The organism is Pseudomonas germanica (assembly GCF_019614655.1).
GTDB classification, from domain to species: domain Bacteria; phylum Pseudomonadota; class Gammaproteobacteria; order Pseudomonadales; family Pseudomonadaceae; genus Aquipseudomonas; species Aquipseudomonas neuropathica.
The window spans coordinates 6,241,292-6,255,000 of record NZ_CP071586.1; the positions used below are offsets into that span (position 1 = coordinate 6,241,292).

Genomic DNA, 13,709 nt, shown 5'->3' on the forward strand with positions numbered 1-13,709 from the left:
TCTCGATTCGCGTCACGTGTTATTCGGTTTCCAGATCGATATCGATGCCGAGGGAACGAATTTCCTTGATCAACACGTTGAAGGACTCGGGCATGCCCGGCTCCATACGGTGATCGCCATCCACGATGTTTTTGTACATCTTGGTACGGCCGTTCACATCGTCCGACTTCACTGTGAGCATTTCTTGCAGAGTGTAAGCAGCACCGTATGCTTCCAGTGCCCAGACCTCCATCTCCCCGAAACGCTGACCACCGAACTGCGCCTTACCACCCAGCGGCTGCTGGGTAACCAGGCTGTACGAACCGGTAGAACGCGCGTGCATCTTGTCGTCTACCAAGTGGTTCAGCTTCAGCATGTACATGTAGCCAACGGTAACTGGACGCTCGAACTTGTTGCCGGTACGGCCGTCAGTCAGCTGCATCTGGCCGCTTTCCGGCAGGTCTGCCAGTTTCAGCATGGCCTTGATTTCGCTTTCCTTGGCGCCGTCGAACACTGGAGTGGCCATTGGAACACCGCCACGCAGGTTCTTCGCCAGATCTAGGATTTCCTGATCAGAGAAGCTGTCCAGATCCTCGTTACGACCGCCGATCTGGTTGTAGATCTCGTCCAGGAAGGTGCGCAGTTCAGCGACTTTACGCTGCTCTTCGACCATCCGGTTGATCTTCTCACCCAGACCTTTGGCCGCGAGGCCCAAGTGGGTTTCAAGGATCTGACCAACGTTCATACGCGAAGGTACGCCCAGTGGGTTGAGGACCACGTCGACCGGGGTGCCATTGGCATCGTGCGGCATGTCTTCAACCGGCATGATCACGGAGACCACACCTTTGTTACCGTGACGACCGGCCATCTTGTCGCCCGGCTGGATGCGACGACGGATTGCCAGGTAAACCTTGACGATTTTCAACACGCCTGGAGCCAGGTCATCGCCCTGCTGCAGTTTGCGCTTCTTGTCTTCGAACTTGTCGTCCAGCAGACGGCGGCGATCAACGATGTAGGCCTGAGCCTTCTCGAGCTGCTCGTTCAGAGCATCTTCAGCCATGCGCAGTTTGAACCACTGACCATGCTCAAGACCGTCGAGAACTTCGTCGGTGATGTCCTGACCTTTCTTCAGACCTGCGCCGCCTTCAGCCTTGTGGCCTACCAGAGCGGAACGCAGACGTTCGAACGTCGCGCCTTCAACGATACGGAATTCTTCGTTCAGATCCTTGCGGATCTCGTCCAGCTGGGACTTCTCGATCGACAGTGCACGAGCATCACGCTCAACGCCGTCGCGGGTGAAGACCTGTACGTCGATGACAGTACCTTTGGTACCGGTAGGTACACGCAGGGAGGTGTCTTTAACGTCGCTGGCTTTTTCACCGAAGATTGCACGCAGCAGTTTTTCTTCCGGAGTCAGTTGGGTCTCGCCTTTCGGAGTGACCTTACCTACCAGAATGTCGCCTGCGCCAACTTCAGCACCTACGTAAACGATACCGGCTTCGTCCAGCTTGTTCAGCGCAGCTTCACCCACGTTAGGGATGTCCGCAGTGATTTCCTCTGGGCCAAGCTTGGTGTCACGGGCCACACAGGTGAGTTCCTGAATGTGGATCGTGGTGAAACGGTCTTCCTGAACCACACGCTCGGACAGGCAGATGGAGTCTTCGAAGTTGAAGCCGTTCCATGCCATGAACGCGATGCGCATGTTCTGACCCAGCGCCAGTTCACCCATGTCGGTGGACGGGCCGTCGGCCATGATGTCGCTACGCTGAACGCGATCACCCTTGCTCACCAGCGGACGCTGGTTGATGCAGGTGTTCTGGTTCGAGCGGGTGTATTTGGTCAGGTTGTAGATGTCGACACCAGCTTCGCCGGTTTCAACTTCGTCATCAGCAACACGAACCACGATACGGCTGGCGTCGACGGAATCGATCACGCCGCCACGACGAGCCACGACGCAAACGCCGGAGTCACGGGCTACGTTACGCTCCATGCCGGTACCTACCAGCGGCTTGTCAGCGCGCAGGGTTGGTACAGCTTGACGCTGCATGTTCGAACCCATCAACGCACGGTTGGCGTCGTCGTGCTCGAGGAACGGGATCAGCGACGCTGCAACCGAAACTACCTGCTTCGGCGAAACGTCCATCAAGGTGACTTCTTCAGGCGCCTTGACGGTGAATTCGTTCAGGTGACGTACGGCTACCAGCTCGTCGATCAGGACTTTCTGGTCGTTCATGGTCGCCGAAGCCTGCGCGATCACGTGATCGGCTTCTTCAATAGCGGACAGGAACACGATCTCGTCGGTGACCACACCCTCTTTCACCACGCGGTACGGGCTTTCCAGGAAGCCGTACTGGTTGGTGCGAGCGTAAGCAGCCAAGGAGTTGATCAGACCAATGTTCGGACCTTCCGGCGTTTCGATCGGGCATACACGACCGTAGTGAGTCGGGTGCACGTCACGGACTTCAAAGCCTGCGCGCTCACGAGTCAGACCGCCAGGGCCGAGTGCGGAGACACGACGCTTGTGGGTGATCTCGGACAGCGGGTTGTTCTGGTCCATGAACTGCGAGAGCTGGCTGGAACCGAAGAACTCTTTCACCGCCGCAGCCACTGGCTTGGCGTTGATCAGGTCTTGCGGCATCAGGCCTTCGCTTTCAGCCATCGACAGACGCTCTTTGACCGCACGCTCAACACGTACCAGGCCAACGCGGAACTGGTTCTCGGCCATTTCGCCTACGCAGCGAACACGACGGTTACCCAGGTGGTCGATGTCATCGACGATGCCTTTACCGTTACGGATGTCGACCAGAGTCTTCAGTACCGCGACGATGTCTTCCTTGCACAGCACGCCCGAACCTTCGATCTCGGTACGACCGATACGACGGTTGAACTTCATCCGGCCGACCGCAGACAGGTCATAGCGCTCAGGGCTGAAGAACAGGTTGTTGAACAGGGTTTCGGCAGCGTCTTTGGTTGGCGGCTCGCCTGGACGCATCATGCGATAGATCTCGACCAGCGCTTCCAATTGGTTGCTGGTGGAGTCGATCTTCAGCGTGTCGGAGACGAACGGACCGCAGTCGATATCGTTGGTGTACAGCGTTTCGATGCGAACAACACCAGCCTTGGCAATTTTTGCCAGGACTTCAGTGTTCAGCTCGGTGTTGCACTCTGCCAGGATTTCGCCGGTAGCCGGGTGCACGATGACCTTGGCGGTAGTACGGCCCAGGACGTAGTCCAGAGGTACTTCCAGAGTCTTGATGCCGGCTTTTTCGATCTGGTTGATGTGGCGCGCGGTAATACGGCGGCCCGCTTCAACAATGACCTTGCCCTTCTCGTCCTGAATGTCCAGAACCGCAATTTCACCACGCAGACGCGAAGCAATCAGTTCCAGGCTGAGGGTTTCGCCGCTCAGCTTGAAGACGTTGGTGGTGTAGAACGCGTCCAGCACTTCTTCAGTGGTGTAACCGAGCGCGCGCAGCAGTACCGATGCCGGCAGCTTGCGACGACGGTCGATACGCACGAACACGCAGTCTTTCGGGTCGAACTCGAAGTCCAGCCACGAACCGCGGTAAGGAATGATGCGCGCGGAGTACAGCAGTTTGCCGGAGCTATGCGTCTTGCCGCGGTCGTGGTCGAAGAACACGCCCGGGGAACGGTGCAGCTGGGAAACGATTACACGCTCGGTACCGTTGATTACGAAGGTACCGTTCTCAGTCATCAGGGGGATTTCACCCATGTAGACTTCTTGCTCTTTGATGTCCTTGATCGCTTTGTTCGACGATTCTTTGTCGAAAATGATCAGGCGCACTTTTACCCGCAAAGGTACGGCGAAAGTTACACCGCGCAATACGCATTCTTTGACATCAAATGCCGGTTCGCCCAGGCGATAACCGACGTACTCCAGCGCAGCATTGCCGGAGTAGCTGATGATCGGGAAAACGGATTTGAAGGCCGCATGCAGGCCCACGTCGCGGAACTGATCTTTAGTCGCTCCCGCTTGCAAGAATTCACGATACGAATCCAGCTGGATGGCCAGGAGGTAAGGCACATCCATGACGTCCGGCAACTTGCTAAAGTCCTTGCGGATACGTTTTTTCTCAGTATATGAGTAAGCCATCAGCGTTCCCCAGCTTGGTCACCTGCTTGTTTGGCCCCTCCCGACGGGAGCAGCCAGAAAATCGTGCAAACCCCATGGTTTGCTCCACCGCATCGGGTGGTTACAGCGCCCTTATCAGCACCGACCCAGTCGGCTGCCAATAACGGAAAAAGGCCGGTGGCAAGAGCCACCAGCCATCAGCCTGTCGCTTGACGCTCGGGCTGGAGGAGCAAAGTCGATACTTATTTCAGTTCGACTTTAGCGCCTGCTTCTTCCAGCTTCTTCTTGGCGTCTTCAGCAGCTTCTTTCGAAACGCCTTCAGCTACAACCTGAGGAGCGCCGTCTACTTTCTCTTTGGCTTCTTTCAGGCCCAGACCGGTCAGTTCACGAACTGCCTTGATCACGTTAACCTTCTTCTCGCCAGCTTCCAGCAGAACAACGTTGAACTCGGTTTGCTCTTCAACAACAGCGGCAGCAGCAACTGGACCAGCCGAAGCAGCAGCAGCGGTAACACCGAAGGTTTCTTCCATCGCTTTGATCAGCTCAACGATTTCCACTACGGATTTCTGGCCGATTGCTTCGATGATTTGTTCGTTAGTCAGAGACATGACTCAATTCCTGAATTGGGGGACGGCCTACGCGACCATCGAAATAAACAAAAAACGCGAGAAGTTGACGAGCCTTAGGCTGCGGCAGCTTCTTTCTGGTCGCGAATTGCCGCCAGAGTACGAGCCAATTTGCTGGTAGCGCCTTGAATCACGCTCATCAGCTGAGAAATTGCTTCGTCACGGGTCGGCAGAGTTGCCAGTACGTCGATCTGATTAGCTGCGAGGAACTTGCCCTCGAACGCAGCTGCCTTGATCTCGAACTTGTCCTGACCCTTGGCAAACTCTTTGAAGATACGGGCAGCAGCACCCGGATGTTCGTTCGAGAATGCAATCAGGGTCGGGCCGGTGAACACGTCGTTGAGGACACTGTATTGAGTGTCAGCAACAGCGCGCTTGAGCAGGGTGTTACGTACAACACGTACGTAAACGCCAGCTTCACGAGCCTCTTTACGGAGTCCGGTCATTGCGCCTACTGTTACGCCACGTGCATCAACCACGACAGCGGACAGAGCGACTTTGGCAGCCTCGTTGACTTCAGCGACGATGGCCTTCTTGTCTTCGAGATTAATTGCCACGGGTTTAACTCCTGCTTGTTACCGTTTCATTCGATCGGAACCGAATGTCGTTTTGGTGTCTGATTCGGTAAGGAACCGGGAGCACCATCTGCGTAGGCTTATGGTTTAAGACTTGCGTCGCCTACGGTCTTGGATAGCCCCCGCCAGGCAGGGACCCCAATCTTTCAATTGGCACGAACCATCGCGCCAACCTTTGTCTTACGCGTCGAGCGAGCTCTGGTCGATGACCAGACCTGGGCCCATAGTGGTGCTCAGGGTAACGCGCTTGACGTAGATACCTTTCGAAGAAGCTGGCTTGATACGCTTCAGATCAGCGATCAGGGCTTCAACGTTTTCCTTCAGCTTGACGGCGTCGAAGCCCATCTTGCCAACGGAAGTGTGAATGATGCCGTTTTTGTCGGTGCGATAACGAACCTGACCAGCTTTAGCGTTTTTAACCGCGGTAGCTACGTCTGGAGTTACAGTACCAACCTTAGGGTTAGGCATCAGACCACGTGGACCGAGGATCTGACCCAGTTGACCTACAACGCGCATGGCATCCGGGGATGCAATCACTACGTCATAGTTCAGGTCGCCGCCTTTCATTTCGGCAGCCAGGTCGTCCATACCTACACGGTCAGCGCCGGCAGCCAGAGCGGCTTCAGCAGCTGGACCTTGGGTGAACACAGCAACGCGAACGGTCTTGCCAGTGCCGTGTGGCAGCACAGTAGCGCTACGGACAACCTGGTCGGATTTACGCGGGTCAACACCCAGGTTTACAGCAACGTCGAACGACTCGCTGAACTTGACAGTCGACAGCTCAGCCAGCAGAGCAGCAGCGTCTACAATGTTGTAGGCCTTGCCTGCTTCGATTTTGCCGGCGATAGCCTTTTGACGCTTGGTCAGCTTAGCCATTACACACCCTCCACGTTAAGGCCCATGCTACGAGCAGAACCGGCGATAGTACGCACGGCTGCATCCATATCAGCTGCAGTCAGATCCGCGTTTTTGGTTTTCGCGATTTCTTCCAGCTGAGCACGGGTAACAGTGCCAACCTTAACGGTGTTCGGACGAGCGGAACCGCTGGTCAGACCGGCCGCCTTCTTCAGCAGAACCGAAGCAGGGGTGGATTTGGTTTCGAAAGTGAAACTACGGTCGCTGTAGACAGTGATGATCACTGGAGTCGGCAGACCTGCTTCAAGACCCTGAGTACGGGCGTTGAAAGCCTTGCAGAATTCCATGATGTTCACGCCGTGCTGACCCAGAGCAGGACCAACAGGTGGGCTTGGGTTAGCCTGAGCGGCCTTCACTTGCAGCTTGATGTAAGCGGTAATTTTCTTGGCCATGAGGCACTCCAATTACGGGTTCGAACGCCTCGGAAGGCTCCCCGGTTACTTGCGCGTTTATCCCAGTGACGACAAAACCCCACAGCCTAGGGCTGCGGGGTTGGGATGCTTGTCCAGTTAGACCTTTTCGACCTGACTGAACTCCAACTCTACCGGAGTAGAGCGACCGAAAATGAGCACTGCCACTTGGATCCGGCTCTTTTCGTAGTTAACTTCTTCAACAACGCCATTGAAATCAGCGAATGGACCGTCGTTGACTCGCACCGTCTCACCTGGCTCGAAGAGAGTCTTCGGCTTAGGCTTGTCGCTACCATCAGCAACGCGACGCAGAATTGCTTCCGCCTCTTTATCGGTGATCGGCGCAGGCTTATCAGCGGTACCGCCAATGAAACCCATCACCCGAGGAGTATCCTTGACCAAGTGCCAAGTACCCTCGTTCATATCCATCTGAACCAGCACATAGCCTGGAAAGAATTTGCGCTCGCTTTTGCGCTTCTGGCCATTACGCATTTCAACCACTTCTTCAGTGGGAACCAGAATCTCGCCGAAGCCATCTTCCATGCCAGCCAGCTTTACGCGCTCGATCAGCGAGCGCATCACATGCTTCTCGTAACCCGAGTAAGCATGCACAACATACCAACGCTTAGCCACGGGACACCCTTAGCCGACAATCAAGGAAACAAGCCAGCCGAGCAGGGAATCAAGCCCCCACAACAGCAACGCCATAACCAGAACAACAGCCACCACAATAAGGGTGGTCTGCGTGGTTTCTTGGCGAGTTGGCCACACGACTTTACGAATCTCGGTGCGAGCTTCCTTAACCAGTACAAAGAAAGACTTGCCCTTAGCAGTCTGCAGGCCTACAAAGGCAGCTACAGCAGCAATTGCAAGTAAAGCGAGCACACGGTACAGGATCGGCGAAGCAGAGTAATACTGATTGCCAACAACGCCAACAACCACCAAAGCGACAACTACAAGCCACTTGAGCAGATCGAAGCGAGAGCCTTGAGCTTCAGCTTTAGGAGTCATCTATGAAGATCCTGTGAAAAGAAAGCCAGACACACCGAGTGAATCTGGCAGGTCAGGAGGGAATCGAACCCCCAACCTACGGTTTTGGAGACCGTCGCTCTGCCAATTGAGCTACTGACCTAAAACAAAATCAGGCCGACCATTATGCCGGCCCGAAAAATACATTACAACCACTTACTCGATGATTTTAGCTACGACGCCAGCGCCGACGGTACGACCGCCTTCGCGGATAGCGAAACGCAGACCATCTTCCATCGCGATGGTTTTGATCAGGGTAACAGTCATCTGAATGTTGTCACCTGGCATTACCATTTCAACGCCTTCTGGCAGCTCGCAGTTACCAGTCACGTCAGTAGTACGGAAGTAGAACTGTGGACGGTAGCCTTTGAAGAACGGAGTGTGACGACCGCCTTCTTCCTTGCTCAGAACGTAAACTTCTGCAGTGAACTTGGTGTGCGGCTTAACCGAACCCGGCTTAACCAGAACCTGACCACGCTCAACGTCGTCACGCTTGGTACCACGCAGCAGAACGCCGCAGTTCTCGCCAGCACGACCTTCGTCGAGCAGCTTGCGGAACATTTCAACACCGGTGCAAGTAGTAACGGTGGTGTCACGCAGACCAACGATTTCCAGCGGATCCTGAACGCGAACGATACCGCGCTCGATACGACCAGTCACAACAGTACCGCGACCCGAGATCGAGAATACGTCTTCGATTGGCATCAGGAATGGCTTGTCGATCATACGAACTGGTTCTGGGATGTAAGCATCCAGAGTCTCAACCAGTTTCTTGACGGCAGTGGTGCCCATCTCGTTGTCGTCTTTGCCTTCCAGAGCCATACGAGCCGAACCGATGATGATTGGAGTGTCATCGCCCGGGAAGTCGTAGGTGGACAGCAGGTCGCGAACTTCCATCTCAACCAGTTCCAGCAGCTCAGCGTCGTCTACCAGGTCAGCCTTGTTCAGGAAAACCACGATGTACGGAACGCCTACCTGACGGGACAGCAGGATGTGCTCACGGGTTTGTGGCATCGGACCATCAGCGGCCGAGCAAACCAGAATAGCGCCGTCCATTTGAGCAGCACCGGTGATCATGTTCTTCACATAGTCAGCGTGACCTGGGCAGTCGACGTGAGCGTAGTGACGGATCTTCGAGTTGTACTCAACGTGTGCGGTGTTGATGGTGATACCGCGAGCTTTTTCTTCTGGTGCGCTGTCGATCTTGTCGAAGTCAACGATTGCGGAACCGAAAACTTCGGAGCAAACGCGAGTCAGAGCAGCAGTCAGAGTGGTTTTACCGTGGTCAACGTGACCAATGGTCCCAACGTTGACGTGGGGCAGGGAACGATCAAATTTTTCCTTAGCCATCGATATCACCCTCAACAGAAGAAATTAGACAAACAATATCAACCATTAAAACAAAGGCAGATATTTTCATATCTGCCTTGTTATATGGAGCTCTTGAGCGGATTTGAACCGCTGACCTCACCCTTACCAAGGGTGTGCTCTACCAACTGAGCTACAAGAGCAAAACACTTTGCACAACCTGCAAACTTGGAGCGGGTAGCGGGAATCGAACCCGCATCATCAGCTTGGAAGGCTGAGGTTCTACCACTAAACTATACCCGCGGAGCCTGCAGCTCACGCTTAAATCTGGTGGAGGGAGAAGGATTCGAACCTTCGAAGTCGTAGACGTCAGATTTACAGTCTGATCCCTTTGGCCGCTCGGGAACCCCTCCTAATCAGGCCGGCATTCTATACTATGCCAAACCCCTGTCAAGCATTTTCTCATTTAAAAACCTGAGGTTAGCTGCGTTGACATCACTTCACTTTGAATCCCTACTTAGGTCTTCGCTGTGGAGCGGGCGCCATTCTATGCAAACTATTCAGCAGGTGCAACCCCCTCACACAGCATTATTTTATGTTTTAACTCATTGAATTCGTTGGAAAGGTTTTGGAGCTGGGCGTCCCCCAGCAAACGCTGGCCCTGAGGCGAAACAGACAACCAATAACCAACCCCAGAAGCATCCCTCGACGAAGATTTTACATCGACTCCCATTTCAGCCAAACGCTGCTGGAGCGCTGTAATCGACTCCTGTCGAGAGAAACCACCAAGGAACAGACACTCTTGCCGACGCCCCCCCTGCCCCTCCCGAGCATTGCCCGTCGTTTCGCTGAGCAAACGAATGTCTTGCTGGGAACCTCGATACAAACTGAGAGGCGTTACATCCTTCGCCCGCAAGGGCGCCTCCTGCTGATGCCAGACATAATAGAAAACATTAAGAACAAGAAGCAGGAGGAACAACCAACGCATACAAACCTCAGGAAAAAGGACACGCCATAGCCAACCCCACAAACACCAGGTCAGGAACGACTCGAGCCTCAGGGGCGACAGCTGCAACCAATTCAGCATCCCCCCCAGTTATAAAGACTGCGAAGTCTTCCCTCCAGTAAGAGCGCGCCAGTTCCAACTGTGTCAATACGAAACCTCGCAACATCAATGAACACCCGCGCTCCACCGCCTCAACAGTGGTCCGCCCAGGCGCATTGCTTGACAGCGCGCGCTCAGCCGCCAGATCTCCATAGCGAATCTTACGGGTATGCGTACGTAACTGATTTCGCATCAAAGGCATTCCGGGGCAAATAAAACCACCAAGATGCTCACCACCCGCAGCAATAAAATCTGCAGTCACCGCCGTACCGAAATCAAGCACCAGGCAAGCGCCGCCTGATGCGAGATGAAACCCGCCAAGCATGGCCAGCCATCGATCCAGCCCTAGGCGCTCGTACTCTTCATAACCATTTTTGACACCGGACATTTCACGTGCGGGCTTCGCGCACACCACCGAAATACCAAACTCACGCTCGATAATAGCGATCAAGGCATCAGTCTCCTCCGCAGTCCTGACACTGACCACGCGGCACTTACGAAGCTCAAGCCCATTGAGAGCTTTCAAACTGTCTAGCAATGCGAGATCAGAGTCGACAACCCCTTCAGAAAAGAGAGAGCCAAGCGCAGCCTTCAGTACTCGCCACTTAATAAAGCTGTTCCCACAGTCGAGCTCAAGAATCATCACGCAACCTCAGGCTGAGCTCACCACCACTAAAGACTTTTTCCACACCATCCACCTTCAGGCGCAGCGCACCCTGACTATCGATTCCGAGCACAACACCATCTATCTGACTGGAACCCGCAATCAATGACACAGAGCGATCCTGCCACAAATGGTTCGCCTCCCATTCCGTCTGGAGAGCCGAAAAACCATCCACCTGATGGCGCCGGATATAAACATTTAACTGCTTACTAAGCTCAGCCACCAGGGAGTTACGGTCAGTACTTCTACCTGACTCAAGCCGAATCGAAGTCCATTGCTGGCCAACTTCATCAGCCACTTGCATGTTCACATTTACACCAATACCCAGCACCACATGGCAAACGTCTGCCGGATCACCAACGAGCTCAAGGAGAATGCCGGCAATCTTCTTGTTACCCACCAAGACATCGTTGGGCCACTTCAATCCCGCACCTGACACTCCAAAATTTCTCAGAGCCTGCAAGACAGCCAACCCAACAACAAGACTCAAGCCCTCGAGCTGGCGCATTCCGCCATCAATACGCAGGACAAGGCTGTAATAAAGATTCTCTGCAAAGGGACTTACCCACTTGCGACCTCTTCGCCCACGACCAGAGACCTGGCGTTCCGCGAGCACCAAAAAGGGCGCCAAACTACCTTGGCCAATCGCCCGCAAGGCCTCAGCGTTTGTCGAGTCGACCGAATCCAAGACCATCACCGGCCAATCTGGCGCCATTGCCGATATTGCCCGAGAGTCGAGCAGCGTCAATGGAACAGCCAATTGATAGCCTCGTCCTCGCACTTTATGAATGGACAAGCCAAGCTCGGCCTCAAGATGCTGAAGCTGTTTCCATACCGCACTTCGACTTATTCCCAAGGCGGCGCCAAGATCCTGACCAGAATGGAATCGGCCATCTTTCAGGAGGTTCAACAACGTCAACATGCAGGTCTCGCCCTCACAATGAGGCCCGAATAATATCCATGAGCCGGGCTGTTGCATAGAAATCAAGCAGATGCTTTTCCCGCGGGCAAAACAAAACCCCAACTGCTTTCGCAATTGGGGTTTCGGAATTTAATCTTGACGATGACCTACTCTCACATGGGGAAACCCCACACTACCATCGGCGATGCATCGTTTCACTGCTGAGTTCGGGATGGGATCAGGTGGTTCCAACGCTCTATGGTCGTCAAGAAATTCGGGTACTGAGTCGTGGCCAAATGGCCTCGCTTCAGCAAATTGGGTATGTGATAGCTTTCGGTGTTTGTGAACATCGAACTTTCGGTTCGTTTCGTCTTCACACACCGCAATCTGGTCTTTCGACGCAAATTGCTTGGGTGTTATATGGTCAAGCCTCACGGGCAATTAGTATTGGTTAGCTCAACGCCTCACAGCGCTTACACACCCAACCTATCAACGTCGTAGTCTTCGACGGCCCTTCAGGGAACTCAAGGTTCCAGTGAGATCTCATCTTGAGGCAAGTTTCCCGCTTAGATGCTTTCAGCGGTTATCTTTCCCGAACATAGCTACCCGGCAATGCCACTGGCGTGACAACCGGAACACCAGAGGTTCGTCCACTCCGGTCCTCTCGTACTAGGAGCAGCCCCTCTCAAATCTCAAACGTCCACGGCAGATAGGGACCGAACTGTCTCACGACGTTCTAAACCCAGCTCGCGTACCACTTTAAATGGCGAACAGCCATACCCTTGGGACCGGCTTCAGCCCCAGGATGTGATGAGCCGACATCGAGGTGCCAAACACCGCCGTCGATATGAACTCTTGGGCGGTATCAGCCTGTTATCCCCGGAGTACCTTTTATCCGTTGAGCGATGGCCCTTCCATACAGAACCACCGGATCACTAAGACCTACTTTCGTACCTGCTCGACGTGTCTGTCTCGCAGTCAAGCGCGCTTTTGCCTTTATACTCTACGACCGATTTCCGACCGGTCTGAGCGCACCTTCGTACTCCTCCGTTACTCTTTAGGAGGAGACCGCCCCAGTCAAACTACCCACCATACACTGTCCTCGATCCGGATAACGGACCTGAGTTAGAACCTCAAAGTTGCCAGGGTGGTATTTCAAGGATGGCTCCACGCGAACTGGCGTCCACGCTTCAAAGCCTCCCACCTATCCTACACAAGCAAATTCAAAGTCCAGTGCAAAGCTATAGTAAAGGTTCACGGGGTCTTTCCGTCTAGCCGCGGATACACTGCATCTTCACAGCGATTTCAATTTCACTGAGTCTCGGGTGGAGACAGCGCCGCCATCGTTACGCCATTCGTGCAGGTCGGAACTTACCCGACAAGGAATTTCGCTACCTTAGGACCGTTATAGTTACGGCCGCCGTTTACCGGGGCTTCGATCAAGAGCTTCGCGTTAGCTAACCCCATCAATTAACCTTCCGGCACCGGGCAGGCGTCACACCCTATACGTCCACTTTCGTGTTTGCAGAGTGCTGTGTTTTTAATAAACAGTCGCAGCGGCCTGGTATCTTCGACCGGCATGAGCTTACGGAGCAAGTCCTTCACCCTCACCGGCGCACCTTCTCCCGAAGTTACGGTGCCATTTTGCCTAGTTCCTTCACCCGAGTTCTCTCAAGCGCCTTGGTATTCTCTACCCAACCACCTGTGTCGGTTTGGGGTACGGTTCCTGGTTACCTGAAGCTTAGAAGCTTTTCTTGGAAGCATGGCATCAACCACTTCGTGTTCTAAAAGAACACTCGTCATCAGCTCTCGGCCTTAAGATCCCGGATTTACCTAAGATCTCAGCCTACCACCTTAAACTTGGACAACCAACGCCAAGCTGGCCTAGCCTTCTCCGTCCCTCCATCGCAATAACCAGAAGTACAGGAATATTAACCTGTTTTCCATCGACTACGCTTTTCAGCCTCGCCTTAGGGACCGACTAACCCTGCGTCGATTAACGTTGCGCAGGAAACCTTGGTCTTTCGGCGTGGGTGTTTTTCACACCCATTGTCGTTACTCATGTCAGCATTCGCACTTCTGATACCTCCAGCAAGCTTCTCAA

Annotated in this window: 11 protein-coding genes, 4 tRNA genes and 2 rRNA genes (1 of these 17 cut by a window edge); all 17 read right to left on the reverse strand. The window is 54.1% G+C overall.

From position 1 onward, the window contains the following. Nucleotides 1-19 precede the first annotated feature (19 nt). Nucleotides 20-4,093 (reverse strand): DNA-directed RNA polymerase subunit beta, encoded by a 4,074-nt coding sequence (gene rpoB / locus J0G10_RS27745; RefSeq protein WP_064121019.1) that lies wholly within the window; start codon nt 4,091-4,093, stop codon nt 20-22. 221 nt (nt 4,094-4,314) lie between these two features. Next, entirely contained in the window at nt 4,315-4,680 is a 366-nt protein-coding gene (rplL, locus tag J0G10_RS27750) for a 50S ribosomal protein L7/L12 (RefSeq protein WP_220557070.1), read from the reverse strand. Nucleotides 4,681-4,754: 74 nt separating this feature from the next. Then, a complete protein-coding gene (gene rplJ / locus J0G10_RS27755; RefSeq protein WP_008081912.1) occupies nt 4,755-5,255 on the reverse strand; it encodes a 50S ribosomal protein L10 in 501 nt (166 codons plus the stop codon). A 198-nt stretch (nt 5,256-5,453) separates the two neighbouring features. After that, the gene (gene rplA / locus J0G10_RS27760) at nt 5,454-6,149 is read right to left on the reverse strand and encodes a 50S ribosomal protein L1 (RefSeq protein WP_007916481.1); all 696 of its coding nucleotides are present in this window, start codon (nt 6,147-6,149) and stop codon (nt 5,454-5,456) included. Beyond that, nucleotides 6,149-6,580, reverse strand: coding sequence for a 50S ribosomal protein L11 (gene rplK / locus J0G10_RS27765; RefSeq protein WP_003228756.1), 432 nt, complete (start codon nt 6,578-6,580; stop codon nt 6,149-6,151). Before rplK ends, rplA begins: the two co-directional genes overlap by 1 nt. 117 nt (nt 6,581-6,697) lie before the next feature. After that, nucleotides 6,698-7,231, reverse strand: coding sequence for a transcription termination/antitermination protein NusG (gene nusG, locus J0G10_RS27770; protein ID WP_007957598.1), 534 nt, complete (start codon nt 7,229-7,231; stop codon nt 6,698-6,700). A 9-nt stretch (nt 7,232-7,240) separates the two neighbouring features. Next, nucleotides 7,241-7,609 carry a preprotein translocase subunit SecE gene (gene secE, locus J0G10_RS27775; RefSeq protein WP_009045851.1) on the reverse strand — a complete coding sequence of 123 codons (369 nt, stop codon included), beginning with the start codon at nt 7,607-7,609 and terminating at the stop codon, nt 7,241-7,243. Nucleotides 7,610-7,654: 45 nt separating this feature from the next. Beyond that, nucleotides 7,655-7,730, reverse strand: a tRNA-Trp gene (locus J0G10_RS27780). A 53-nt stretch (nt 7,731-7,783) separates the two neighbouring features. Beyond that, nucleotides 7,784-8,977, reverse strand: a complete 1,194-nt coding sequence (gene tuf / locus J0G10_RS27785; protein WP_064361246.1) for an elongation factor Tu — start codon at nt 8,975-8,977, stop codon at nt 7,784-7,786. A gap of 85 nt (nt 8,978-9,062) precedes the next feature. Continuing rightward, nucleotides 9,063-9,138 (reverse strand) — tRNA-Thr (locus J0G10_RS27790). Nucleotides 9,139-9,164: 26 nt separating this feature from the next. Continuing rightward, a tRNA-Gly gene (locus J0G10_RS27795) sits at nt 9,165-9,238 on the reverse strand. Nucleotides 9,239-9,263: 25 nt separating this feature from the next. Continuing rightward, nucleotides 9,264-9,348: transfer RNA gene (locus J0G10_RS27800), tRNA-Tyr, on the reverse strand. A gap of 143 nt (nt 9,349-9,491) precedes the next feature. Further along, a complete protein-coding gene (locus tag J0G10_RS27805; protein ID WP_095125529.1) occupies nt 9,492-9,923 on the reverse strand; it encodes a hypothetical protein in 432 nt (143 codons plus the stop codon). A gap of 7 nt (nt 9,924-9,930) precedes the next feature. Continuing rightward, a complete protein-coding gene (locus tag J0G10_RS27810; RefSeq protein ID WP_095048841.1) occupies nt 9,931-10,683 on the reverse strand; it encodes a pantothenate kinase in 753 nt (250 codons plus the stop codon). Continuing rightward, nucleotides 10,673-11,626, reverse strand: a complete 954-nt coding sequence (birA, locus tag J0G10_RS27815; RefSeq protein WP_095048842.1) for a bifunctional biotin--[acetyl-CoA-carboxylase] ligase/biotin operon repressor BirA — start codon at nt 11,624-11,626, stop codon at nt 10,673-10,675. The genes J0G10_RS27810 and birA overlap by 11 nt, the downstream gene beginning before the upstream one ends. A gap of 133 nt (nt 11,627-11,759) precedes the next feature. Continuing rightward, nucleotides 11,760-11,875 (reverse strand): 5S ribosomal RNA (gene rrf, locus J0G10_RS27820). A gap of 150 nt (nt 11,876-12,025) precedes the next feature. Continuing rightward, nucleotides 12,026-13,709 (reverse strand): 23S ribosomal RNA (locus J0G10_RS27825) (it continues 1,210 nt past the right edge of the window).